Annotated in this window: 17 protein-coding genes and 1 pseudogene; 5 read left to right on the top strand and 13 right to left on the bottom strand. The window is 64.9% G+C overall.

What is annotated here, in order from left to right; translation table 11 throughout:
* Positions 1 to 25: 25 nt before the first annotated feature.
* Together L0U84_RS27290 and L0U84_RS27285 are read right to left on the bottom strand one after the other, a co-directional pair.
* Positions 26 to 820 carry a class II aldolase/adducin family protein gene (locus tag L0U84_RS27290; protein WP_233854546.1) on the bottom strand — a complete coding sequence of 265 codons (795 nt, stop codon included), beginning with the start codon at positions 818 to 820 and terminating at the stop codon, positions 26 to 28.
* Positions 821 to 919: 99 nt separating this feature from the next.
* Positions 920 to 2,119, bottom strand: a complete 1,200-nt coding sequence (locus L0U84_RS27285) for an amino acid aminotransferase (RefSeq protein WP_233854538.1) — start codon at positions 2,117 to 2,119, stop codon at positions 920 to 922.
* 192 nt (positions 2,120 to 2,311) lie between these two features.
* On the opposite strand from L0U84_RS27285, the gene L0U84_RS27280 reads away from it, so the two are divergent.
* Complete coding sequence (locus tag L0U84_RS27280) at positions 2,312 to 3,253, top strand: LysR family transcriptional regulator (RefSeq protein ID WP_233854536.1); 942 nt, start codon at positions 2,312 to 2,314, stop codon at positions 3,251 to 3,253.
* Between the two features lie 92 nt (positions 3,254 to 3,345).
* On the opposite strand, the gene L0U84_RS27275 is transcribed toward L0U84_RS27280, so the two are convergent.
* The 6 genes and pseudogenes from L0U84_RS27275 to katE all read right to left on the bottom strand — a co-directional run.
* The gene (locus L0U84_RS27275; RefSeq protein ID WP_233854534.1) at positions 3,346 to 4,170 is read right to left on the bottom strand and encodes a helix-turn-helix transcriptional regulator; all 825 of its coding nucleotides are present in this window, start codon (positions 4,168 to 4,170) and stop codon (positions 3,346 to 3,348) included.
* Between the two features lie 92 nt (positions 4,171 to 4,262).
* Positions 4,263 to 5,390 carry a hybrid sensor histidine kinase/response regulator gene (locus L0U84_RS27270; protein ID WP_233854532.1) on the bottom strand — a complete coding sequence of 376 codons (1,128 nt, stop codon included), beginning with the start codon at positions 5,388 to 5,390 and terminating at the stop codon, positions 4,263 to 4,265.
* Between the two features lie 9 nt (positions 5,391 to 5,399).
* On the bottom strand, positions 5,400 to 6,056 hold the full coding sequence (locus L0U84_RS27265) for a chemotaxis protein CheB (protein WP_233854530.1): 657 nt from the start codon (positions 6,054 to 6,056) through the stop codon (positions 5,400 to 5,402).
* A gap of 10 nt (positions 6,057 to 6,066) precedes the next feature.
* Positions 6,067 to 6,894 (bottom strand): CheR family methyltransferase, encoded by an 828-nt coding sequence (locus L0U84_RS27260; protein WP_233854528.1) that lies wholly within the window; start codon positions 6,892 to 6,894, stop codon positions 6,067 to 6,069.
* A 34-nt stretch (positions 6,895 to 6,928) separates the two neighbouring features.
* Positions 6,929 to 10,498: a response regulator gene (locus L0U84_RS27255; protein ID WP_233854526.1), complete on the bottom strand. Its 3,570-nt coding sequence runs from the start codon at positions 10,496 to 10,498 to the stop codon at positions 6,929 to 6,931.
* 296 nt (positions 10,499 to 10,794) lie between these two features.
* A pseudogene (katE, locus tag L0U84_RS27250) lies at positions 10,795 to 12,930 on the bottom strand (catalase HPII); the annotation flags it as partial.
* 342 nt (positions 12,931 to 13,272) lie between these two features.
* Here katE and L0U84_RS27245 point away from each other — a divergent pair.
* Positions 13,273 to 14,685 (top strand): MFS transporter, encoded by a 1,413-nt coding sequence (locus L0U84_RS27245; protein WP_233854522.1) that lies wholly within the window; start codon positions 13,273 to 13,275, stop codon positions 14,683 to 14,685.
* Here the strand turns inward: L0U84_RS27245 and L0U84_RS27240 are convergent.
* From L0U84_RS27240 to L0U84_RS27230, 3 genes are all read right to left on the bottom strand, one after another.
* Positions 14,669 to 15,568: a MipA/OmpV family protein gene (locus L0U84_RS27240; protein WP_233854520.1), complete on the bottom strand. Its 900-nt coding sequence runs from the start codon at positions 15,566 to 15,568 to the stop codon at positions 14,669 to 14,671. The genes L0U84_RS27245 and L0U84_RS27240 overlap by 17 nt on opposite strands.
* A 366-nt stretch (positions 15,569 to 15,934) precedes the next feature.
* Positions 15,935 to 16,693, bottom strand: a complete 759-nt coding sequence (msrA, locus tag L0U84_RS27235) for a peptide-methionine (S)-S-oxide reductase MsrA (protein ID WP_233854518.1) — start codon at positions 16,691 to 16,693, stop codon at positions 15,935 to 15,937.
* Between the two features lie 163 nt (positions 16,694 to 16,856).
* Positions 16,857 to 17,396 (bottom strand): Lrp/AsnC family transcriptional regulator, encoded by a 540-nt coding sequence (locus L0U84_RS27230; RefSeq protein ID WP_233854516.1) that lies wholly within the window; start codon positions 17,394 to 17,396, stop codon positions 16,857 to 16,859.
* Between the two features lie 139 nt (positions 17,397 to 17,535).
* On the opposite strand from L0U84_RS27230, the gene L0U84_RS27225 reads away from it, so the two are divergent.
* Positions 17,536 to 18,552: a 1-aminocyclopropane-1-carboxylate deaminase gene (locus L0U84_RS27225; protein ID WP_233854514.1), complete on the top strand. Its 1,017-nt coding sequence runs from the start codon at positions 17,536 to 17,538 to the stop codon at positions 18,550 to 18,552.
* A gap of 72 nt (positions 18,553 to 18,624) precedes the next feature.
* Here the strand turns inward: L0U84_RS27225 and L0U84_RS27220 are convergent, their stop codons facing one another.
* Positions 18,625 to 19,515 carry a LysR family transcriptional regulator gene (locus L0U84_RS27220; RefSeq protein ID WP_233854513.1) on the bottom strand — a complete coding sequence of 297 codons (891 nt, stop codon included), beginning with the start codon at positions 19,513 to 19,515 and terminating at the stop codon, positions 18,625 to 18,627.
* A 138-nt stretch (positions 19,516 to 19,653) separates the two neighbouring features.
* Here L0U84_RS27220 and L0U84_RS27215 point away from each other — a divergent pair, with 138 nt between their 5' ends.
* Positions 19,654 to 20,379: a pirin family protein gene (locus L0U84_RS27215; protein ID WP_233854511.1), complete on the top strand. Its 726-nt coding sequence runs from the start codon at positions 19,654 to 19,656 to the stop codon at positions 20,377 to 20,379.
* 97 nt (positions 20,380 to 20,476) lie between these two features.
* Positions 20,477 to 20,890, top strand: a complete 414-nt coding sequence (locus L0U84_RS27210) for a DoxX family protein (protein WP_129958338.1) — start codon at positions 20,477 to 20,479, stop codon at positions 20,888 to 20,890.
* Positions 20,891 to 21,001: 111 nt separating this feature from the next.
* Here the strand turns inward: L0U84_RS27210 and ahpF are convergent, their stop codons facing one another.
* Positions 21,002 to 22,594, bottom strand: coding sequence for an alkyl hydroperoxide reductase subunit F (ahpF, locus tag L0U84_RS27205; protein WP_233854509.1), 1,593 nt, complete (start codon positions 22,592 to 22,594; stop codon positions 21,002 to 21,004).
* Positions 22,595 to 22,669 lie beyond the last annotated feature (75 nt).

Here is a 22,669-nt window from a genome sequence, read left to right as displayed (position 1 = left end):
CGCGCTCTTTTACCCGTGGCTTCAATCATTGCCGGTAGCTCGCGTCGATCCGCTCGACCCGCCGCACCAGCGCATCGAACACGTCCTGCCCGGCGCCGTGGCGCGGGTCGAACTGCAGCGCGTCGCGCGAGCAGCGGATCGCGATGTCCTCCGGCACCGGACGCGCGCGGCCCATCGAAAACGTCGCCATCTGGATTTCGCAGGCGCGATTCAGTGTCCACAGAATCGCGAAAGCCTGCGGCAAAGTCCGGCCCCACGATAGCAGACCGTGGTTGCGCAGGATCACGGCTTGCCTGTCGCCGATATGCGCGAGCAGCCGCGGCCCCTCTTCCGCATGAATCGTGATGCCCTCGAAGTCGTGATACGCAATCCGGTCGTGCAACTGCGCGCTATAGAAATTGGTCTGCTGCAAGCCTTCTTCGAGGCAGGCCACCGCGACGCCCGCCGTCGTATGCGTGTGCATCACGGAGTGCGCGTCGGGCAAGCCCTCGTGAATCGCCGCATGCACGACGAAGCCGGCCGGATTCACCGGATAAGGCGAGTCGTCGAGCACCCGCCCCTGCGCGTCGATCTTCACCAGATTGCTCGCGGTCACTTCGCTGTAGTGCAGCCCGAACGGGTTGATCAGGAAGTGGCGCTCGGCCCCGCTGACGCTTTCGGGGACGCGCAGCGTGATGTGGTTGTAGATCATCTCGGTCCAGCCGAGCAGATCGAAGATCCGGTAGCACGCGGCCAGCTGCACGCGCGCCTGCCATTCGTCCGGATGCATCCCGGCCGAACTGGGCGGGCTCGCCGGTCGCGCTTCGAGGGTCGTGGCCATCGTCAGTATCTCCATGATTGTCATTGTGACGGCGCGTCAGCGCGCGCCGATCTTCGGTATTCATGCGTGCCGCGATAGCGGCCGAACCTCGGGACGGCTTCAGGCGTTCGACACCACCGCCGCGATCGACGAGGCGACATAGTCCGCGTTGCGTGCGTTCAGGCCGGCTACGCACATGCGGCCCGAGCGCAGCACGTACACCGCGTATTCGTTGCGCAGACGCTCGACCTGGCTTTCGGACAGGCCCGTGTACGTGAACATGCCGCGCTGCGCGACATAGCGCGCGCGCATCACCTCGTCGACACGTCCGTCGAGCCCCGCGTGGATCACGTTGCGCATCGCCAGAATGCGCTCACGCATCGCGCCGAGCTCGGCTTCCCACGACGCGCGCAGCGTCGCATCGGCGAGCACGTTGGCGACGAGGCGCGCGCCGTGCGTCGGCGGATTGCTGTAGTTCGCGCGCACCGCCGACATCAGTTGGCCGGCCACACGCGCGGCTTCGTCGGCGCTCTTGCAGACCACGCTCAACGCGCCGACGCGCTCGCCGTACAGCGAGAAATTTTTCGAGAACGAGTTCGCGACGATCAGCGGCACGTTCGCGTCGGCGAGCAGTCGCACCGGCGCGGCGTCTTCTTCGAGGCCGGCCCCGAAACCCTGGTAGGCCATGTCGACGAACGCGATCAGCTTGCGGCGCTGCAAAACCGGCACCAGCTCCGCCCACTGCGCCGGGCTGAGATCGACGCCGGTCGGGTTATGGCAGCACGCGTGCAGCAGCACCACGCTCTTTTCCGGCAATGCGTCGATTGCGGCGAGCATTTCGGCAAAGCGCAGGCCGCCCGTTTGCGGGTCGTAGTACGGATAGGTGTTGACCGTGAGCCCCGCGCCTTCGAACACCACGCGATGGTTTTCCCAACTCGGGTCGCTGATCCACATCTGCGAGCCGGGGAAATAACGCTTCAGGAAATCGGCGCCGACTTTCAGCGCGCCCGAGCCGCCGAGCGTTTGCAGCGTCGCGATCCGGCCTTCGGCACGCGCCGCGCTGTCGGCGCCGAACACGAGCGCCTGCGCGGTGTCGCGATAGAGCGGCAAACCCGCCATCGGCAGATACGAGCGCGGGCCGATCGCGTCGAGCAGCGCGGTTTCGGCGCGGCGCACCGCGTCGATCACCGGCAGCTTGCCGGCGTCGTCGAAATAGATGCCGATGCTGAGGTTGACCTTGTTCGGCCGGGGGTCCAGCTGAAAGTCTTCGTTCAGGCTCAGAATCGGGTCGCCCGGATAGGCGGGAATATGGTCGAACATGACGGGTCCTTGAAGACGGCCTCTGCAGGCCTGTTGTAGCGGTCATCCGCGCGCCGCGGGACGACAGGGCAAACCTTGAGTCTAAGCGGGTTTGCCGGGCTAAGTCGACCTGCACGAGTGTCGGTGGTCGGCGCGCCGCGCACAATCAATCGATTTTTCATGATTCGTAAGTTTTTCTTTAGAATCGATCGTATGCCTCTTACCCGCGTCACGATCCGCCAATTCGAAGCGTTCCTCGCCATCGTCGATCTTCATAGCATCGGCGCGGCGGCGCAGCGGCTCGGGCTGACTTCGTCGGCGGTCAGCCAGTTGCTTGCCGAGCTCGAAACGGAGCTCGGTTTCCGGCTGTTCGATCGCACCACGCGGCGCGTCGCGCTGTCCAGCGCTGGGCAGGACTTTCTGGCCTCGGCCGAATCGGTGCTGCGCCACGTGCGCGCAGCCGCTCAATCCGCGGACGATATCCGCAACCGCGCGGCCGGTATCGTGCGGGTCGGCGCGCCGCTCGTCATTGCGTCGACGGCGCTGCCCGCGGCGATCGCCGAATACGCGCGCGACAAGCCGAAGGTGGTCGTACGCGTGTGCGATACCGTAGTCGAGCAACTGGTGGAGCGTGTCGAGAGCGGCGACCTCGATCTGGCGATCGGCCCGGACCGGCAGAGCGGGGCACGCGTGCGCTCCGAGCCCGCGTTCGCGAGTCCGTGGGTCATGTGGTGCTCGGCCACGCATCCGCTCGCGGCGCGCCGCCGCGTGCAGTGGCAGCACCTGCGCGACGTGCCGATCGTCGCGACCGGCCGCGACCACGAGCGCGCGGTCGACCAGATGCTCGCCCATCTGCCGGTTGAGGCGCGCATCATCCCGGTCGATGTCGTCGACAATGTGACCACCGCATTCGGCCTCGCCGCGCAAGGGCTTGCCGTCACGCTCGCGCCAGCCTACGTCGCGCCGCTCGCGCGCACGTTCGGGCTCGTGATGAAGCGCATCGTCGATCCGGAAACGATTCGCGAGGTGTGCGTGTATCGCTCGACCAAGCGCGCGCTGTCTCCATCGGCCGATGGATTCGCGGATTTCGTCATGCCGTGGTTGAAACGCTGGGATCGGGAGACGCAGGCCGAGGCGCGGGGTAAGCGGAGTTGAAGCGCTGTTGAAGCGGACATGAAGCGGACATGAAGCACGCTCCGACGCCCGCTTCGACCGGAGTCCGGACACGAGCTTCGACAGATGCGCAGCTAAGGCTGCATACACAGCGCGAACAGCTGCCGTTGATTCGAAATCCCCAGCCGCGCGTACGCGCGCTTCTGATACGTGACGACGCTCGTGGGCTTCACCCCCATCCGCCCGGCGATCTCGGCGGCGCTCGCGCCTTCGAGCGTGCCACGCAGCACGTCGAGCTCGCGCGGCGTCAGCGCCGGACACGCGCGCCGCGCGCGCGCGAGCATCGCCGCGCCGGTGCCCTGCTGGTGTTGCCCGTTCAGCGCGTAATGGCCCTTCGCCGCATGCGCGAACAGCGGCGCGACGCTTTCGATCCGCTCCAGTTCGCCCGGTGCGAACACGCCGTACGCGCGATCGCGATACAGGTTGATCGACAGCCACACGCTATCCGCCGGCCGCACCAGCAACGACAGCCGGTCCGATACGTTCGGCTGCGCGTAGCACGCCGCGCGATACGCTTCGTTTTCGATTTCGTCGCCGCGCTGCTGATGCAGCACCAGCGCATCGCGCGCAGAAATGCCCCGCCTGCCGTCGGTCTGGCCGATGATCGCGCGATTGCCGTCCAGCACATAGAAATGCGCGGCGTAGCGCTCGGCGACGTCGCGCAGGAAATGCCCGCCGCGATGATCGGCCGCCGACACCGTACGGGGCCGCGCATCGAACTCATACGCGAAGATCGTGCACTGCGAGACCGGCAGCGACAACGACTCGCCAACCGTCTGCAGAATGCTCGCGGCGAGCGCGTCGGCATCCGGATCGGACATCGCCATGACGAGGTCGGTGGCGCGCGCGGTGCTGATCTGACCGCTGCGCTGCGATGATGCGAGGCGCCAGGAACGCATGATGGGGATTCGTGCTTGCGCTGCGTGGATTGGGTTGCGGCAAGCGTAGCACAGCGGGCGCGCGGCACAGGACTACCGGCGTTGTCGACGCCTCATCGCCGGGTAAACGACCCGCGCTGCAACGCCACCGCTCTCGGCAAGTCGATCGTGAAGGTCGTGCCCGCCTCGTCGCTGGATGCGACGCTGACGTCACCGCCATGCATGCGCGCGATCTCCTGCACGATATGCAGGCCGAGCCCGAGTCCCTCGCGCGAGCGCGCGCTGCTGCCGTTCGACGCGAACGCCTTGAACAGATGCGGAAACACCTCGGCCGGAATCGTGCCGCGATTGGACACCTTCAGACGCACGCAATCCTCGGCTTCGCCGTCCACCTCCACGCCGATATCGCCCTGCAGCGCGCCATGCTGCAGCGCATTGCTGACGAGATTGGACACCGCCTGCCACACGAGGTCGGTATCCCACGCGCCGGCCGTATTGCCGGTGCAGCTGAACACGATCTGCTTGCCGCTCTTTTGCGACGCGAACTCATCGATCACCGAGCGGCACAGCGTCGCGAGTTCGATCGAGCGCGGCTGCAACGGCAGACGTCCGCCTTGCAGACGCGCGAGGTTCAGCAACTGATCGACCATCCGCGCCATGCGCAGCGAGCTGTTCTTCACGCGCGCGGCGACGCTCACGGCCTGCTCGTCGACGGCCGTGCGCATCAGGTATTCCGCCGACGCCAGTACCGCGCCCAGCGGCGTGCGCAAATCGTGACTGAGCACCGCCATCAGCATTTCGTTCGCTTCGAGCATCTGGCGCGTCGTCACCAGTTGCGCGGCGAGCTGGCGCTTCTGCTGCTCCAGTTGCACGAACACGTCGACCTTCGACTGCAGGATGCGCGGATCGAACGGCTTGTACAGGAAGTCGACCGCGCCCGCCTCGTAGCCACGGAACGTGCGCGTCGCGTCCTGCGCGGTCGCGGTGAGGAAGATGATCGGCACGTGCGACGTGCGCGGGCTGCCGCGCATCAGCGCGGCCAGCTCGAAGCCGTTCATGCCGGGCATATTGACGTCGAGAATCGCCAGCGCGACTTCGTGCTTGAGCAGCAGATCGAGCGCGGCGGTGCCGGAGTCGGCGACCAGCACCGCGACGTCGGGCCGTGCGAGCAACGCTTCGAGCGCGGTGATGTTGTGGACGATGTCGTCGACGATCAGGATGTTCACAGGTGAGTTCGACATGGCACCGGATCAGAGGGAAGTCGGCAGCGCGGCAACGCGCTTGGCCAGGGTTTCGGGATTGTAGATCGCGTCGGCCGCGCCGCGTTCGATCGCCGCGCGCGGCATCTCCGGCGAACCGGCGCTGCCGGGGTCCTGCACCCACGCGGTGCCGCCGCACGCGCGCACGCGTTCGAGCCCGTACGCGCCGTCGTCGTTGGCGCCGGACAGCAGGATCGCCAGCAGCCGCTCGCCGTACACCGCGGCGGCCGATTCGAACAGCACGTCGATCGACGGCCGCGAGAAGCGCACCGCCGCATCGGTCGACAGCGCAACCGTGCGGTCCACTTCGACGAGCATGTGATACCCGGGCGGCGCGACGTGCACGCGGCCCGCCAGGATCAGCTCGCCCGCATCGGGTTCGAGCACCGGCAGTGCGCAGCGATGCGCGATCGCCGGCACCAGATAGCTCGGCGAATCGGCCGGCAGATGCGCAACGATCATCACGGCCGCCGCGAAGCGCGCGGGCAACGCGGCGAGCAGCACGTTGAGCACCTCGAGGGCGCCCGCCGAGCCGCCGATCACGACGAGGTCGTAACCGCGCGGCGCGTCCGTGCCCGTGTCCGTGCCGAACGCGCCGCTGGCAGCGGCGGCCCGGGTGACGGTGGGATCGACGTTCGAGCGTGGCATCGCGACCTCGCTAACGCTTCTGGTAAATGCGTTCGGTCGCACGGAACTCGTCGAACGCCGGATAGTGACGCGAAAAGCGCAGGCTTTCCTTGCTGCCCAGGCCGAGAAAGCCGCGCCGCACCAGCGCGTTCTCGAACAGCCCCAGTGCGCGATCCTGCAAGCCGCGATCGAAATAGATCAGCACGTTGCGGCACGACACCAGATGCGCTTCGAGGAACACTTCGTCGGTGGACAGGCTGTGATCGGCGAACACCACGCGCTCTTTCAGCGAGCCGGCAAAGCGCGCGCCGCCATACGCTGCATGATAGTAGTCCGACAGCGAACGCGTGCCGCCCGCCGCCAGATAGTTCTGCGTGAAGCCCTGGATGCGTTCCAGCGCGTAGATGCCCGCCTCCGCGCGCGCGAGCGCGTCGGGGTTGATGTCGGTCGCGTAGAAGAGCGTCCGCTCGGTGAGGCCCTCCTCGTCGAACAGGATCTTTAGCGACCACAGCTCCTCGCCGGTGCTGCATCCGGCGACCCACACCTTGATCGACGGATAGGTGCGCAGACGCGGCAGCACGTGTTCGCGCAGCGCGAGGAAATACGACGGGTCGCGGAACATGTCGCTGACCTGCACCGTCAGGTACTGGAACAGCCGCGAAAACTCGTTGCCGTCGCGGATGATGCGGTCCTGCAATTGCGACACCGTCTCCACGTTGAATTCGTCGAGCGCCTGCGTGAGGCGGCGGCGCAGCGACGACATCGCGTAGTGGCGAAAGTCGTGCTGATACTTCAGATAGATCGCCTCGAGCAGCAGCCGCAGCTCGATGTCGAAATCGCTGAGGCGGGCTGGGTTCATCGCGTTTCTCGCTTGCCTGCTCACGCTCGCGTCCTCAGCGCTGCCGCAGCCACACGCGGCACAGCGCGACGAGCTTGTCGACGTCGATCGGTTTCGACACGTAGTCGTCGGCGCCCGCTTCGAGGCAGCGCGTGCGATCGTTGGCCATCGCCTTCGCGGTCAGCGCAATGATCGGCAGATGCGCGAAGCGCGGATTGCGGCGAATCTCGCCCATCGCGGTCAGCCCGTCCATCTCGGGCATCATGATGTCCATCAGCACCAGATGCACTTCCGGTCCGTTCTCCAGTTCGTCGAGCGCCTCGCGGCCGTTGCGCGCGATCAGCAGTTTCGCGCCGAGCGGCTCCAGCACGTGCGACAGCGCGAAGATGTTGCGCACGTCGTCTTCGGCGAGCAGGATCGTGCGGCCCTCGAAGGCATTGTCGCGTTGCCGCACGGTGCGCAGCATGCGCTGCTGCTCCGGCGCGAGCGACGACTCGACGCTGTGCAGGAACAGCGTGACTTCGTCGAGCAGACGCTCCGGCGATTTCGCGCCCTTGATGATGATCGATTTCGAATAGCGGCGCAGCCTGTGCTCTTCTTCGTCGGACAGCATGCGGCCCGTGTAGACGATCACCGGCAGCGATGCCTGCGCGGTGTTCGCGGCGAGGCGTTCGAGCAGATCGTAGCCGGTGCCGTCGGGCAGCGCGAGATCGGTGACAACGCAGTCGAACGTCAGCGTCGACAGTTGCTCGAACGCCTCGGCGAGCGTCGCGACCGCGACGATCTCGGTGTTCTCGCTTTGCAGCAGCGCGCGGATGCTTTCGCGCATCGGCGCGTCGTCCTCGATCACCAGCACGCGCTTCAGGCGCTGTTGCAAGCGCGCTTCGAGACGGCGGATCGCGGCCTCCATGGTCGAGCGCGCGGTCGGCTTCAGCGTGTAGCCGATCGCGCCCAGGTGCAGCGCCTTGTCGGCGTGATCGGTGGCCGACACGATATGGATCGGGATGTGGCGCGTCAGCGGATCGTTCTTCAGCCATTCGAGCACGGTGAGGCCCGAGCGGTCCGGCAGTCCGACGTCGAGCAGCACCGCGGCCGGCCGCATGTCGCGCACCAGCGCGAGGCCGCTGGCGGCGTCGCTCGCGTGCACGAAGTCGAAGTCGAGTTCGTGCACGAGATCGCGCAGAATCGCGGCGAACGGCGGATCGTCTTCGACCGCGACGATCAGACGGCCCGCGCGGGTGCGGTTGTCGCGATCGTCGGCAATCGACGCGGCGGCGGGCTCGGCGGCGCGGGCCAGCAAAGCTTCGTACGATGCGCTGGGCGACGCCCGGCTTGCCAGACCATTCGCCGGCGAGATCACCGCGGCCGGAGCGGCGTCGAGCGGCGTGTGCAGCAACGGCGCTTGCGCCGTCGCGCGCGCCCCCGGGTTCTCCGCGTTGATCGCGGCGACGCTCGTCATCTCGCTGTCCGCGGCCGCGCGCGCATCGAGCGGCAGCCACAGCGTAAACACACTGCCCTTGCCGACTTCACTCGCGACCGTGATGCGCCCGCCCAAGAGCCGTGAGAACTCGCGCGAAATCGACAGCCCAAGGCCGCTGCCGCCATATTGACGGCTCGTCGAGCCATCGGCCTGCTGGAACGCCTCAAAGATCATGTCGAGCTTGTCGGCGGGAATGCCGATGCCCGAATCGCGCACGTCGAAGCGCAGCAGGTTGTCCTCGACCCTGGCGACCTCGAGCGTGACCTCGCCGCGCTCGGTGAATTTCACCGCGTTCGACAGCAGGTTGCGCAGGATCTGCGTGAGCCGCTGGCCATCGGTGACGAACGTATCGGGCGCGCCCGGCAGCTTGTCGAAGGCGAGACGCAACTGCTTGGTCGCCGCGATCGGCCGGAACATTTCTTCGAGCGACTGCAGCGTCGCCTCGATCGACACCGTTTCGTGCTCGACCGTCAGTTGACCCGCCTCGACCTTCGACAGGTCGAGAATGTCATTGATCAGCACGAGCAGATCGCTGTTCGACGCGTGGATCGTCTCCGCGTAGCGCACCTGCTCGTCGGTCAGATTGCCGCTGCGATTCTGCTGCAGCAACCTGGCGAGAATCAGCGAGCTGTTGAGCGGCGTGCGCAATTCGTGCGACATGTTCGCGAGGAACTCGGACTTGTAGCGGCTCGACTGTTCGAGGCGTTCCGCGTTGGCCGCCAGATCGCTCTGCGCGCGCAGCAGCTCCGATTTCTGCCGCTCCAGCCGCTGCGCGTATTCCTCGAGCTGCACGTTGGTCTGCTCGAGCTCGGCCTGCTGCGCCTCGAGGCGCCGTTGCGATTCCATCAGCGCGCGGCCGCGTTCCTCGAGCCCTTCGTTGGAGACCCGCAGCTCCTCCTGCTGGACCTGCAACTCCTCGTTCAGCTGCTGCGTCTCGGCGAGCACATCCTGCAGGCGTTCGCGATACAGCGCCGCTTCGAGAAAGTCGCCCATGCTGTGCCGGATCAGCTCCATGAACTCTTCGTCGCGGGGTGTCACCTCGCGCAGGAAGCCCATTTCGACGACGCCGTTGACCTGGCCGTCGTTGTCGATCGGCAGGATCAGCAGATTGCGCGGTGCGCCGCTGCCCGTCGCCGACATGACCCGCACGTAATCGGCGGGCACGTCGCGCAGCACCAGCGTGCGGCGCGAGCGCGCCGCCTGACCGACCAGCGTTTCGCCCTCCTCGAAAGTCAGGCCGGCCGTCTGTTCGCTATCGCGGCCATATCCGTACGCGGCGATCCGGCGCAGCGTGCCGCTCTGCCTGTCGCGCACGTACAGCGCGGCGACGACCGCATCGAGATATTGGGCAAGAAACTCGAGCATCGCGCGGCCGACGAGCGGCGCGCTCGTCTGGCCGACGACCTTGTCCGCGAGCAGCCGCTGACCCGAGCGCAACCACACCTGCTGCTCGAGCAGCGCGGTCTGTTCGCCCTGGCGGCGCAGTACGTCGTCATAGGTTTCGGACAGCTCCAGCAGTTCGCGGCGGCCCCGCCATGCGAGCAGGCCGCTGACGACGAGGCTGAACAGCAGGAACACGCCGACCAGCGTCGCCGTCACGTTGCGTGTCGCCTCGGCGCGCTGCTGGCGCAGGCGCAACTCGACGTCGAGAAAATCGTCGAATTCGCGGCGGGTTTCGTCGAACTCGACCTTGCCGCGCCCCGCCGCGATCGCGGTCTCATAGTCCTCGTTGCGGCGGCGCGCGTCGATGATCTCCTCGGCGAACCGTCCCCACCGCTGCTGCAGCGCTTCGATCTGCTTGAGCCGCTCGACCTGCGGCGGGTTGTCGGCGACCTGCTTCTCCAGGGTGTCGAGCTGTGCCTTGAATTTCGGGCCGCCGTTTTCATACGGCGCGAGGAAACTCTCGTTACCGGTGATCAGGAAGCCGCGCATCGACGATTCGCGATCCACCGCGAGCCGCAGCATTTCGTTGGCGTCGCCGATCACACGCTCGGAGTGCTCGACCCAGCTGATCGTCGACACGAGGTAGGCGATCAGCCCGACGAACAGCGCCATCGTGACGACGCCGACGCCCAAAGGCAGCGCGATATTGCGGCGAAGGATGCGGCGGAAACGGAGTTGATCGACGGCCTGCGATGCGGTCATTTTTTCTGTAGATGGCATGGCGAATCGGGTCGATGCGGAATATTTTTCGGGTCTGCGCACGGTGTTTGATGCCGCGACGCGACCGCCGTCATCATACAAGGACGTCACGCATCCTGTAACGGACAGTGCGTTCGTTGAGCCTTGCTGGGCAGGGCACGGAATGCAAAAAAGAACCTGGCCGGTTCGCACCCGCCAGGCTCTCGCAGCGACGCGCATCGGTGCGCCGCGTTTCAGCAACGCGCTGCACCGATCAGCGACTGACGCGGCAGCGCCTCGGCGCCACCGCGCCGGCCCGCTCAGGCCGGCACCGATTCCGCCTGCGCCGCGCGCGACCACACGCGATGCTGCCCGGCGGCCTCGATGAAGGCCTTCAACACGTCGGCGGACTGCGCGCCGTCTCCGGTCGCGACGCCGTCGGAATTCGCGGGCAACTGTGCGGCCGCGAGCAGGTCGCGCCCCGCGCCGAGCGCCGCGATCGCCTTCAGATGCTTGAACGCTTCGAGCACGAAGTGCCGCGCATCGCCTGATTGCGACAGCGCCTTCGCCCCCTTCTCCCCGCCGACGACGATCACCGCGTCGAACATGATCGACGGCAATCCAGCGATCGTCGCGTCGGGCGTGAGGCCGTCGATCCCGGCGAGCGTCGGCGCGATCAGCAGCGGCGTCGCGCCTTCACCCTCGAGCGCCTGCCGTAGCCGTTTGATCGTCGCGCCATCGGAGCCGGGCGCGGCGAGCAGCGCGATCTTGCGGGTCTTGATGCCGGGCTTCACGCGATTGAGCAGACTCAGCGCCGGCGACGACTTCGGCCCGACGAGTTTTGCCGTGCCCTTCTTCGGCGCCGGCAAGCCGAGTCCAACGGCCACCTTCGCGGCGAGGTCGGCGTCGAAGTTCGCGAGAATCTCGTTGACCTGGCGCGCGCGAATCTCGGGCTTCGTCACCTTGCCGAGCTCGAACTGATAGGCCGCCGCGATATGGTCCTTCTCCGGCTGCGACATGCTGTTGTAGAACAACGCGGCCTGCGAGAAATGATCGGCGAACGAGTCGCTCCGCACGCGAATCTTCGTGCCCTCGACGCGCTCCTGATAGCTGTCGAAGCCACCATCTTCGGCCGCCGGATCGGTTTCCTTCGGCCAGCCGTCGTTCAGCGAGTTCGGCTCGTACGACGCCTGGCCGACGTGGATCGTCTGCCGATGCATCGCATCGCGCTGATTGTTGACGGCTGGACAGACGGGCCGGTTGATCGGAATCTCGTGAAAGTTCGGGCCGCCGAGGCGGCTGATCTGGGTGTCCGTGTACGAGAACAGACGCCCCTGCAGCAACGGATCGTTGGTGAAATCGATGCCCGGCACGATATGCCCCGGATGAAACGCGGCCTGTTCGGTCTCGGCGAAGAAGTTGTCCGGATTGCGATTGAGCGTCATCTTGCCGATGATTTTCACCGGCACGAGTTCTTCCGGAATCAGCTTGGTCGGATCGAGCAGATCGAAATCGAATTTGTGCTCGTCGGCTTCCTCGACGATCTGCACGCCCAACTCGTACTCCGGATAATCGCCGCGCTCGATCGCTTCCCATAGATCGCGCCGGTGAAAGTCCGGGTCCTTGCCTGCGAGCTTCTGCGCTTCATCCCACAGCAGCGAATACGAGCCGAGCACGGGACGCCAGTGGAACTTGATGAAACGCGCGCGGCCCTCCGCATTGACGAAGCGGAACGTGTGGACGCCGAAGCCTTCCATCGTCCGCAAGCTGCGCGGAATCGCGCGGTCCGACATCGTCCACAGCACCATGTGGGCCGATTCGGGCACGAGCGAGACGAAGTCCCAGAACGTGTCGTGCGCGGACCCGCCGGTCGGCATTTCGTTCGGCGCCTCCGGCTTTACCGCATGCACGAAGTCGGGAAACTTGATCGCGTCCTGAATGAAGAACACCGGCATGTTGTTGCCGACCAGATCGAAATTGCCTTCCTGGGTGTAAAACTTCACCGCGAAGCCGCGCACGTCGCGCACGGTGTCGGCCGAGCCGCGCGGACCTTGCACGGTCGAGAACCGCACATACACCGGCGTTTCAGCGGCCGGGTTCTGCAAAAACGCCGCCTTGGTATACTCGCGCATCGATTCGTAGACCTGAAATACGCCATGCGCGGCCGAGCCGCGCGCATGCACGATGCGCTCGGGAATTCGCTCGTGATCGAAATGCGTGATCTTTTCACGCATGATGAAATCTTCGAGCAGCGACGGACCGCGCGGTCCCGCACGCAACGTGTTCTGGTTGTCGGCGATCTTGACGCCCTGATTGGTTCTCAGGGCCTCGCCTTGCGGCTTCACGCGATTGCGTTCGAGCTGGTTCGATTTCGCGTCGTTCGACGGCGCTGCCCCGTTTGCCTGGGCCGCGGGCTTCCGGGTATTCGCTTTACCTGCCATGGGGATCGACTCCTTGTGTTCGGGCGCGCGGCGACGAAGGCGTCGCGGCGCGCGAACACGGAGTCAGCAAGGGCTATACCCGCGAAGTCGCGCCGTGGCGGCTAAACCCTGGCTGTGAAGTTGCCGATATTGGCGAGACTGCAAAGCAAATGATGAAACACCACTCTTTCCCGAACACATGTCTAGCAATCCACACATGACTAACCACGCAGTTCTGATAGCCGCTCCGCTTGCGACGCCATCGATTGCCGCCCATGCACAAACGCGTTGCGCTGAACGATTGGACGCGGCGTGGCAGCCTGTCGCAAATGGCGTTTCTGACAAAATGCCGGCTACCAATCGCGGAGAACAGTGCGGATGAGCCGTGCACCAACAGAGATCGTTGCGCAAAGCAGCGCGGAAATCCCTCGACAGTATCGGCGTGATCTGCTGAAGACCGTCGTCGCAGCCTCGCTCGTGACAGGGCTCGAAATGTTCGACTTCACCGTCTTCGGCTTTTTCGCGGCGGTGATCGGCGATCGGTTCTTCCCGGCGAACGATCCGATGACTTCGTTGCTCTATGCCGTCGGCACATTCGGTGTCGGCTTTTTCATGCGGCCTGTCGGCGCGATGATGATTGGCGCTTACGCCGACCGTGTGGGACGCCGTGCAGCGATGACGAGAACCAGCTGGATGATGGCCCTGGGAACCGCCGCGCTCGTCCTGTGCCCGTCGTTTGCCAGCATCGGCATGATTGCGCCGCTCGTCGTGATCGCCGGTCGATCGTTGCAGGGCTTTGCCGTCGGCGGCGACATCGGAGTCGCCGCGGCCTTCGTGCTGGAGGCTGGCCCCGTGTCACGCCGCGGCTCTCTGGTCAGCTGGCAGCTCGTCAGCCAGGGCGCAGCCGCGTTGCTGGGCGCAACCCTGGGCCTGCTGATCACCAGCACGATGCCGCCGGCTGCCGTGGCTTCGTGGGGCTGGCGAATCCCGTTCGTGATCGGTCTGCTGATCGCGCCTGTCGGCCTCTACGTTCGCCGCCGGCTTCGCGATCGTCCGATAGCGACCAGCGCCGCCAGATATGCCGCCACGCCGCTCGCCGAACTGCGTCGCGAACATGGGACGACGATTCTGCTGGCGATGCTGATGATCATGGGGCAATCCATACCGGTATACGCGATCGTCTACTTCATGCCGAGCTATGCGACTCGCGTGATGCACATGCCCGCCGTCATCGGCTTTCGTGCTTCCGCGTTGTCCGCGCTGCTGCTCGTCGTCATTCCGCCGCTGGCCGGCCGTCTCCTCGACAGCATGCATCGCCGCAAACCACTGGCCCTGCTGGCCTCTGGATGCACGGCGCTGCTGGTCTATCCGGTCTTTGTGGTGATTACCCGTGCGACCAGCGCGCTGCCGGTTCTGTGCGGCGTCGCGCTCATTAGCACGATGGTGGCGTTTAGCGCCTGCGCGATCACCCTGCTCGTGCTCGAAGCCTTTCCTGCGCGGGTGCGCGGCAGCGGTATGGCGGTATCGCATGCGCTGCAGGTCGCGCTGTTCGGCGGTACGACTCAATTCATCCTGACGGGTTTGATCAAATGGACCGGCGATCCGATGTCGGCAGCCTGGTATGTAGCGCCGGCGTGTGCGGTCAGCTTCTGTGCGGTGATGCTTTTCAAGGAAAGAGCTTCGAAGCCGGAACCTTCCACGACACGCATCGAAGCATCGTGTGAAAAAAGCGCCGCAAGCAGCCCCTCCTCGTCGTCTCAACAATTGAGATCAATCAGAACCGGTAGTTGATCGACACGTCGGCGACGCCGGTCGCGCGGCGGCGCGTGATCGGACTGTTGCCCGCGCTGCCGACGAGTTGCTCGAACGCGCCGTCGGCGGTCGCGAACCAGTGCTTGCTGAACAGCCAGATCGCGCTGACGCCGAAGCCCACCGATTTGAAGCCGGCGCTCGCGTGGTACTGCGGATACTGCGAGTGCGCAGCCTGCTCCTGATTGACGCCCCACCAGCTGTTCATGTAATTGGAGTCCGCGATGGCCACGTTCGGACCCGCGAACCAGAAGAACTGCTTCGTGCTGCCGGGCATCGGCATATAGGCGCCGAGATCGCCGATCCAGCCATTCGATCCGCCGAAATACCGGCGGATATCGGCGCGCAGCACGAGCGGAAAATCCTTGGACACGACGTACTCGCCCGAGAGCTTCAGACCCAGCGCCGGGTTGATATTGCCGAGCCCGTTGAGTTCCTGCGGATCGTCCTGCCCGCGTCGTCCGAGGTCGTAGACCGCGGCGAGACTCATGCGCCAGTTCTCGCCCTGCGCGAAATTCACGCCAAAGCCTTCGCCGCTCGACAGAAACAACAGATCCTTGTAGCGCACGTCGATGCTCGGACCTGCCACCAGGTGATAGCGGTCCGAACCCTCGAAGCGCGGCTGGAACGACGTGGCCACACCGAAGCGCAGTTGCCACTCGGGAATGTTCGGCTGCCACATCTTCTGCAGCGGCACGCCCACCGAGTATTGCCATTCGCCGAGTGGCGACGGCGTCTGCGCGAAGGCGACACGAGGCATGCAGGCCATCGCACTCAAGGTCGCGACGACGAGCGTGCTCGCCGCGATGCCGGACTGTTTATGGCGAGGCTCGGTGCCTCGCTTCTTTCTACGGCTGTTCAACACCGGAAGCCTCCGATCTCGCTCCTCGCGATGAGGTTAGGTTTTCGTCCGGGGTCCAGCGCGAACCCAAAAGCGCGGACGACCGCCGCACCGTTACTTTACGGCGTGTAATTTTTCCAATCGATGACGCGGGCAACGCGATGCGCACGAAGCACGGTGGGCCCGCATGACCCACGCGCTCGTGTGGCCGCTGCGCATAGTGCTTGCACGCCGCGGTGAGGCGGACGGTGGCCAACGCAACCGTGGTGCGCAAGATATGCGCCACGTCCGTGGAGAATTGATGACGAGCGATGGAAGGCGCACTGCGAAGACGGGTCGGGCGCTGCGGCGGCGCCGCTGGCGCCGCCGTTCAGAGGGGTTCCGGAGGGGTTATTGCCCTGCTTCGACGAGCACCGGTTTGTCGCGATACAGGTTGGGGAACAGGCGCTTCAGGTTGGCGATTTTCGGCATGTCGTTGAACACGATGTAGGCCGAATCGGGATGCAAGGTCAAATAGTTCTGGTGATACGACTCGGCCGGATAGAAGCCCTTATACGGCTCCGTCTTCGTAACGATCGGTGCGGGAAACACGTGCGACTTGTCGAGTTGCGCAATATAGTTTTGCGCGACGCGCCGCTGCGCATCGTTAAGCGGAAAGATCGCTGAGCGGTATTGCGTGCCGCTGTCGGGACCCTGGCGATTCAGCTCGGTCGGGTCCTGAACCACCGAGAAATACACTTGCAGCAACTGGCCGTATGTGACCTTGCCGGGATCGAAGGTGACCTGCACCGATTCGGCGTGCCCGGTCTCGCCGCCGCTGACGGTCTCGTACTGCGCGGTGTCGCGTGAGCCGCCCGAGTAGCCCGACACCGCTCGCGTGACGCCGCGCACATGCTGGAACACGCCTTGGACGCCCCAGAAGCAGCCACCCGCGAGCACCGCGGTTTCCTCGTGCGCGGTACTGGCCGGAATCGGTTCGTCCAGCGCGGGCGGCGCGATCACGACCGCGTTCTCCGCCGAGAACGCGACGCGCTGCACGAGCGGCAACGCAAGCGCGGCCGCGCCGAGCAGCAACCACAGCGCGGCCGCGCGCGAGCGTCTGGAGGTGTCGCCGAACGATGTAAGGAATTGCGGTCTGTTGCGAATCATGATGGTCGCTCCGGAAAAGTGCCGACGCTCACCCGCCTTGGCACGGTGCCCCCAGGGCCGCGTGTGGGTGCGTCGATGCTTGGTCGCGCGGGCGCGGCATTTATGACAGCATGCGCGCTTTCGCCGCCGGCTGCGTGGCCGCGCGCTTGCGTTGCCGCACGGGTCACAGCGGAAATTTCGTGGTCGACAGGATTTCCTTCAGCACCATGAACGAGCGGATTTGCCGCACGCCCGGCAGATATAGCAACTGCTCGGCGTGCAGACGGTTGAAGCTGTCGCTGTCGCGCGTGCGGATCACCATGAAATAGTCGAACTCGCCGGTCACCACGTGGCACTCCATGCAACCGGCCACTTTCTGCGCGGCCTTTTCGAACTCGGCGAACGACTCGGGCGTCGAGCGATCGAGCACCACGCCGATGATCACGAGCATACCTGCGCCCGCCGCCTTCGGATCGAGCAGCGCGACCACGCCGCGAATCAGCCCCGATTCCTTCAGCCGTTCGACGCGCCGCAGACACGCGGGCGCGCTCAGTTTCACTTTCGCGGCGAGCGCCACGTTCGAAATCGACGCATCGCTCTGCAGTTGCCGCAGGATCGCCCGGTCGATGCGGTCCAGCGCGTGGTGGGAATCGGCCGGCGACGTGGAGAGAGCGAGGCTTCGATCGGAAAGTTTCGATCCAGCACGAACTTTTGTTGCGCTCATTATCGTAGATACGAAGTTTTGTTAGGAACGAGAGGTTCTTCGATTTCTAAAAATACGTCTGGTCGATTTTTTTCGCAAGCTCATTTCTGGCGGTTTTTCCTACCATGAACTCACGGAAATCACTCACCACGGAGCCGCGATGAACCTGCAACGATTCCCCCGCTACCCGCTCACCTTTGGGCCGACGCCGATCCAGCCGCTCAAGCGCCTGAGCGCGCATCTCGGCGGCAAGGTCGAGTTGTATGCCAAGCGCGAGGACTGCAATAGCGGCCTCGCGTTCGGCGGCAACAAGACCCGCAAGCTCGAATATCTGATCCCCGATGCGCTCGCGCAGGGCTGCGACACGCTCGTGTCGATCGGCGGCATCCAGTCGAACCAGACGCGCCAGGTCGCGGCGGTGGCCGCCCATCTGGGTCTGAAATGCGTGCTCGTGCAGGAGAACTGGGTCAACTACTCGGATGCGGTGTACGACCGCGTCGGCAACATCCAGATGTCGCGCATGATGGGCGCCGACGTGCGGCTCGTGCCGGACGGCTTCGACATCGGTTTTCGCAAGAGCTGGGAAGACGCGCTCGACAGCGTGCGCGCCGCCGGCGGCAAGCCGTACGCGATTCCGGCCGGCTGCTCGGATCATCCGCTGGGCGGGCTCGGCTTCGTCGGTTTCGCCGAAGAGGTGCGACAGCAGGAAGCCGAACTGGGCTTCAGATTCGACTACATCGTCGTGTGCTCGGTCACCGGTAGCACGCAGGCTGGCATGGTCGTCGGTTTCGCCGCCGACGGCCGCGCCGATCGGGTGATCGGCATCGACGCGTCGGCAAAGCCGGCGCAAACGCGCGAGCAGATCATGCGCATCGCCAGACGGACCGCCGAAAGCGTCGAGTTGGGCCGCGACATCACCGCGAAGGACATCGTGCTCGATGAGCGCTACGGCGGCCCGGAATACGGTCTGCCGAACGACGGCACGCTCGAGGCGATCCGTCTGAGCGCGCGCCTCGAAGGCATGCTGACCGATCCGGTGTACGAAGGTAAGTCGATGCACGGCATGATCGACAAGGTGCGCAACGGCGAATTTCCGCCCGGCTCGCGTGTGCTGTATGCGCATCTCGGCGGCGTGCCGGCGTTGAGCGCGTATAGCTTTATTTTCCGCGATGGTTGACAGGATTTAGCGGGTTGACCGACGGATGTCCGCGGTTCGGCTTCGGCTTCGGCTTCGGCTTCGACTTCGACTTCAAGCCGCGAGCTTCTTCCTCAGATGCTTGCGCAGAAACTCGACGAATGCCCGGATCGTGACCGAGCTCTGCCGATGCTGCGGATACACGGCGTAGACGCCCGTCGCCGTCGGCAGGAACGCTTCGAGCACGGGCACGAGCTGGCCGCTCGCCAGCGCATCGGCGACGATGAAATCGGGCAGCCGAACGATTCCAAGTCCCGCGACCGCGGAATCGCGAATCAGATCGCCGTTATTGGCCCGTAACGGCCCTCGCACCTCGACGCTTCTGAGCGCGCCGTCGACGCGAAACTCCCAGCTGACCGCGCCGCCGTGGCCGTACAGCAGACAGTCGTGGTTCGCGAGATCGGCCGGCACCGCCGGGCTGCCGCGCCGGCGCAGATAGGCGGGGCTGCAACACGCGAGCATCTTCACATCGATCAGCTTCTGCGCGATCAGCGACGAATCCGCCAGCGTGCCGATCCGGATCGCCATGTCGAAGCCCTCGCCGACCACGTCGACGGCGCGGTCGCTCAGTTCCATGTCGAAACGCACGTCGCGATGCTCGCGCAAAAACGCCGCGACGAGCGGCGATAGATGCATCATGCCGAACGACATCGGCGCGCTCACGCGTAGCAGCCCGCGCGGCCCGGCGCGGCGCAGCGACATCGCCTGCTCGGCGTCCTCGACCTCGCCGAGGATGCGCTTCGCGCGCTCGTAGAACTCCTGCCCCAGATCGGTCACCGCCAGCTTGCGCGTGTTGCGAATCAACAGTTGCACGCCGAGCGCCTCCTCCAGCGCCATCACCCGGCGGCTCACGAACTGTTTCGACAGCGATAGCCGGTTCGCCGCGGCGGTGAAATTGTGGGCGTCGACGGTCGCGACGAAGATCCGCATGTCATCGAGCTGCATCGTATTGTCTACTCCAATGCGACAGTGTTTCCATTTTCACCATGATTATAGCCATCTGAATTGACCTACACTGTCGTTCATGGATCGCAGCCAAACATCTGGCCCGGATCGCACGACAAAACTCAAGGAGAAAAGAGCATGCTCGAAATCAGACACGCCAACCAACGTGGCCGCGCGGAACACGGCTGGCTCAGCTCACGTCATACGTTTTCGTTCGCGCATTATCACGATCCGAAGCAGAACGGCTTCTCCGACCTGCTCGTGATCAACGACGACCGTGTGGCACCGGCGCAAGGCTTCGGCAAGCATCCGCATCGCGACATGGAGATCTTTTCGTACGTGCTCGAAGGCGCGCTCGAACACAAGGACACGATGGGCACGGGCTCGGTAATCGTGCCGGGCGACATCCAGTTGATGAGCGCGGGCACCGGAGTCGCGCACAGCGAATACAACCATTCGAAGAACGAGCCGGTGCACTTCCTGCAAATCTGGATCGCGCCGGCCCAGCAAGGCACGAAGCCGCGCTATCAGCAACAGCACTTCGGCGCGGCCGACAAGCGCGGTGTGCTGCGCCTCGTGCTGTCGCCGGACGGTGCGAACGGTTCGCTGGAGTTGCAACAGGATGCGCGCGTGTACGCCGGTCTTTTCAACGGCGACGAAACCGCACGGCTCGAACTCGCGAAGGACCGCTATGCGTATGTTCAAGTGGCGCGCGGCAGCGTCACGGTGAACGGTGTCGAGCTTGGCGAGGGCGACGGCGCGCGGGTGCGTGGCGAAGATGCGCTGACGTTCACGCAAGGCCGCGACGCGGAAGTGCTAGTGTTCGACCTGCGCAATATCGAAACCTCGGCGCTGTGGGCATAAGCGCTCCGCTCGCGCCGCCACTCACCCAACCTTGAACGCGGCTCGCTGGACGACGATTTCCAGCGAGCTTCACCCCTCTCCGCCATCGGGAAAAATCATGCGCTACACACTGTTTGAAAACCAGAAAGACACTATCGTTCTCGTCGCTCGAATCCTGCTGATGGTGCTGTTCGTGATGTTCGGCTGGTCGAAGCTGACCGGCTTTGCCGGCACCGTCGCTTATATGACGTCTTCCGGCGCGCCCGTGCCGGAGCTGTCGGCTGTTATCGCGGTGGTGATGGAGCTGGTCGTGGGCGTCGCGCTGCTGGTGGGATTTTTCACGCGACCGCTGGCGCTGCTGCTCGCGGTGTATACGCTCGGCACCGCGATCATCGGCCATCACTACTGGAACATGACCGGCGCGGTGCAGTACGACAACATGATTCATTTCTACAAGAACATCGCAATCATCGGCGGCTTGCTGTTGTTGTGCGTGACCGGCCCCGGCAAGTATTCGTTCGATCGACGTTGATACCGATTCCCGCGCTTTAACGAAAAGGCCCGCTTCCATGCGGGCCCGGGTTTCGCGCACAATGAAAAACGGCGACCCGCGGGCCGCCGTTTGCGTCTCTGGTCGACCCGATCAAACCGCTGCTTCAGCTTCCTCGTCGCTGAGCACCGCGACTTCTTCGCTGTTGCGGATCAGGTGATCGAATGCGGACAGCGATGCCTTCGCACCTTCGCCCACCGCGATCACGATCTGCTTGAACGGCACCGTGGTCACGTCGCCGGCGGCGAACACGCCCGGCACCGACGTCGCGCCGCGCGCATCGACGACGATCTCGCCATGCTTCGACAGCTCGACCGTGCCCTTCAACCATTCGGTGTTCGGCACGAGACCGATCTGCACGAACACGCCTTCGAGCTCGACGCTCTTCACTTCGCCCGAAGCGAGGTCCTTGTAGACCAGACCATTGACCTTCTTGCCGTCGCCGGTGATTTCGGTGGTTTGCGCCTGCGTGACGACCGTCACGTTCGGCAGGCTGCGCAGCTTGCGTTGCAGCACTTCGTCGGCACGCAGCGTCGCGCCGAATTCGAGCAGCGTCACTTCGCGAACGAGGCCCGCGAGGTCGATCGCCGCTTCGACGCCCGAGTTGCCGCCGCCGATCACCGCGACGCGCTTGCCCTTGAACAGCGGGCCATCGCAGTGCGGGCAGTACGCGACGCCGTGATTGCGATACTCGCGCTCGCCCGGCACGTTGATTTCGCGCCAGCGCGCGCCGGTCGCGAGGATGATTGTCTTCGCCTTCAGCACCGCGCCGTTCGCGAGACGCACTTCGTTGATGCGCCCCGGAATCAGCGCCTCGGCGCGTTGCACGTCCATGATGTCGACTTCATAGGTCTTCACGTGCTGTTCGAGCGCGGTCGCGAACTTCGGACCTTCGGTTTCGGTTACGGAGACGAAGTTTTCGATCGCCAGCGTATCGAGCACCTGGCCGCCGAAGCGTTCGGCCACGACGCCGGTCGCAATGCCCTTGCGCGCCGAGTAGATCGCTGCCGCCGCGCCCGCCGGGCCGCCGCCGACGATCAGCGTGTCGAACACTGGCTTCTTTTCCAGTTCCTTTGCGGCGCGCGCACCGGCGTTGGTGTCGAGCTTCGCGAGGATTTCCTTGACGCCGCTGCGGCCCTGGCCGAAGGTTTCGCCGTTCAGGAACATGGTCGGTACCGCCATGATCTGGCGCGCGTCGACTTCGTTCTGGAACAGCGCGCCGTCGATCGCGACGTGACGGATGCGCGGATTGATCAACGCCATCACGTTCAGCGCCTGCACGACTTCCGGGCAGTTCTGGCACGACAGCGAGAAATACGTTTCGAATTGGTAGTCGCCGTCGAGGCTGCGGATCTGTTCGATCACCGCATCGTCGAGTTTGACCGGATGGCCGCCGACCTGCAGCAGTGCGAGGACGAGCGACGTGAATTCATGCCCCATCGGAATGCCGGCGAAACGGATGCCGGTGTCCTTGCCCGCTTCGCCAATCGAAAACGACGGCTTGCGCTCGCTGTCGCCGCGACGCTCGATCACCGTGACGCGCTCCGACAACGTCGCGATGTCGTTCAGCAGAGCCAGCAGCTCCTGGGACTTCGCGCTGTCGTCGACCGACGCGACGAGCTCGATAGGCCTGCTAACTTTTTCGAGGTACGACTTCAGTTGAGTCTTGAGATTGGCGTCAAGCATGGCGTTGCGATTCCGTGACGAGGGGTGTGGGTGTCCCGGCGCCGCGCGCATCCGGATAGGAGGTGCGCGGCCCGG

Origin of the sequence: Paraburkholderia sp. HD33-4, from assembly GCF_021390635.1 — a bacterium.
Taxonomy (GTDB): domain Bacteria; phylum Pseudomonadota; class Gammaproteobacteria; order Burkholderiales; family Burkholderiaceae; genus Paraburkholderia.
This window is presented reverse-complemented; position numbering and strand designations above follow the sequence as displayed.

Coding starts and splice junctions, on each gene's coding strand:
- msrA (WP_233854518.1), bottom strand. CDS start 16,693: ATGATTCGCAACAGACCGCAATTCCTTACATCGTTCGGCGACACCTCC.
- ahpF (WP_233854509.1), bottom strand. CDS start 22,594: ATGCTTGACGCCAATCTCAAGACTCAACTGAAGTCGTACCTCGAAAAA.
- L0U84_RS27290 (WP_233854546.1), bottom strand. CDS start 820: ATGGCCACGACCCTCGAAGCGCGACCGGCGAGCCCGCCCAGTTCGGCC.
- L0U84_RS27245 (WP_233854522.1), top strand. CDS start 13,273: ATGAGCCGTGCACCAACAGAGATCGTTGCGCAAAGCAGCGCGGAAATC.
- L0U84_RS27215 (WP_233854511.1), top strand. CDS start 19,654: ATGCTCGAAATCAGACACGCCAACCAACGTGGCCGCGCGGAACACGGC.
- L0U84_RS27255 (WP_233854526.1), bottom strand. CDS start 10,498: ATGACCGCATCGCAGGCCGTCGATCAACTCCGTTTCCGCCGCATCCTT.
- L0U84_RS27270 (WP_233854532.1), bottom strand. CDS start 5,390: ATGTCGAACTCACCTGTGAACATCCTGATCGTCGACGACATCGTCCAC.
- L0U84_RS27285 (WP_233854538.1), bottom strand. CDS start 2,119: ATGTTCGACCATATTCCCGCCTATCCGGGCGACCCGATTCTGAGCCTG.
- L0U84_RS27220 (WP_233854513.1), bottom strand. CDS start 19,515: ATGCAGCTCGATGACATGCGGATCTTCGTCGCGACCGTCGACGCCCAC.
- L0U84_RS27225 (WP_233854514.1), top strand. CDS start 17,536: ATGAACCTGCAACGATTCCCCCGCTACCCGCTCACCTTTGGGCCGACG.
- L0U84_RS27210 (WP_129958338.1), top strand. CDS start 20,477: ATGCGCTACACACTGTTTGAAAACCAGAAAGACACTATCGTTCTCGTC.
- L0U84_RS27275 (WP_233854534.1), bottom strand. CDS start 4,170: ATGCGTTCCTGGCGCCTCGCATCATCGCAGCGCAGCGGTCAGATCAGC.
- L0U84_RS27230 (WP_233854516.1), bottom strand. CDS start 17,396: ATGAGCGCAACAAAAGTTCGTGCTGGATCGAAACTTTCCGATCGAAGC.
- L0U84_RS27280 (WP_233854536.1), top strand. CDS start 2,312: ATGCCTCTTACCCGCGTCACGATCCGCCAATTCGAAGCGTTCCTCGCC.
- L0U84_RS27260 (WP_233854528.1), bottom strand. CDS start 6,894: ATGAACCCAGCCCGCCTCAGCGATTTCGACATCGAGCTGCGGCTGCTG.
- L0U84_RS27265 (WP_233854530.1), bottom strand. CDS start 6,056: ATGCCACGCTCGAACGTCGATCCCACCGTCACCCGGGCCGCCGCTGCC.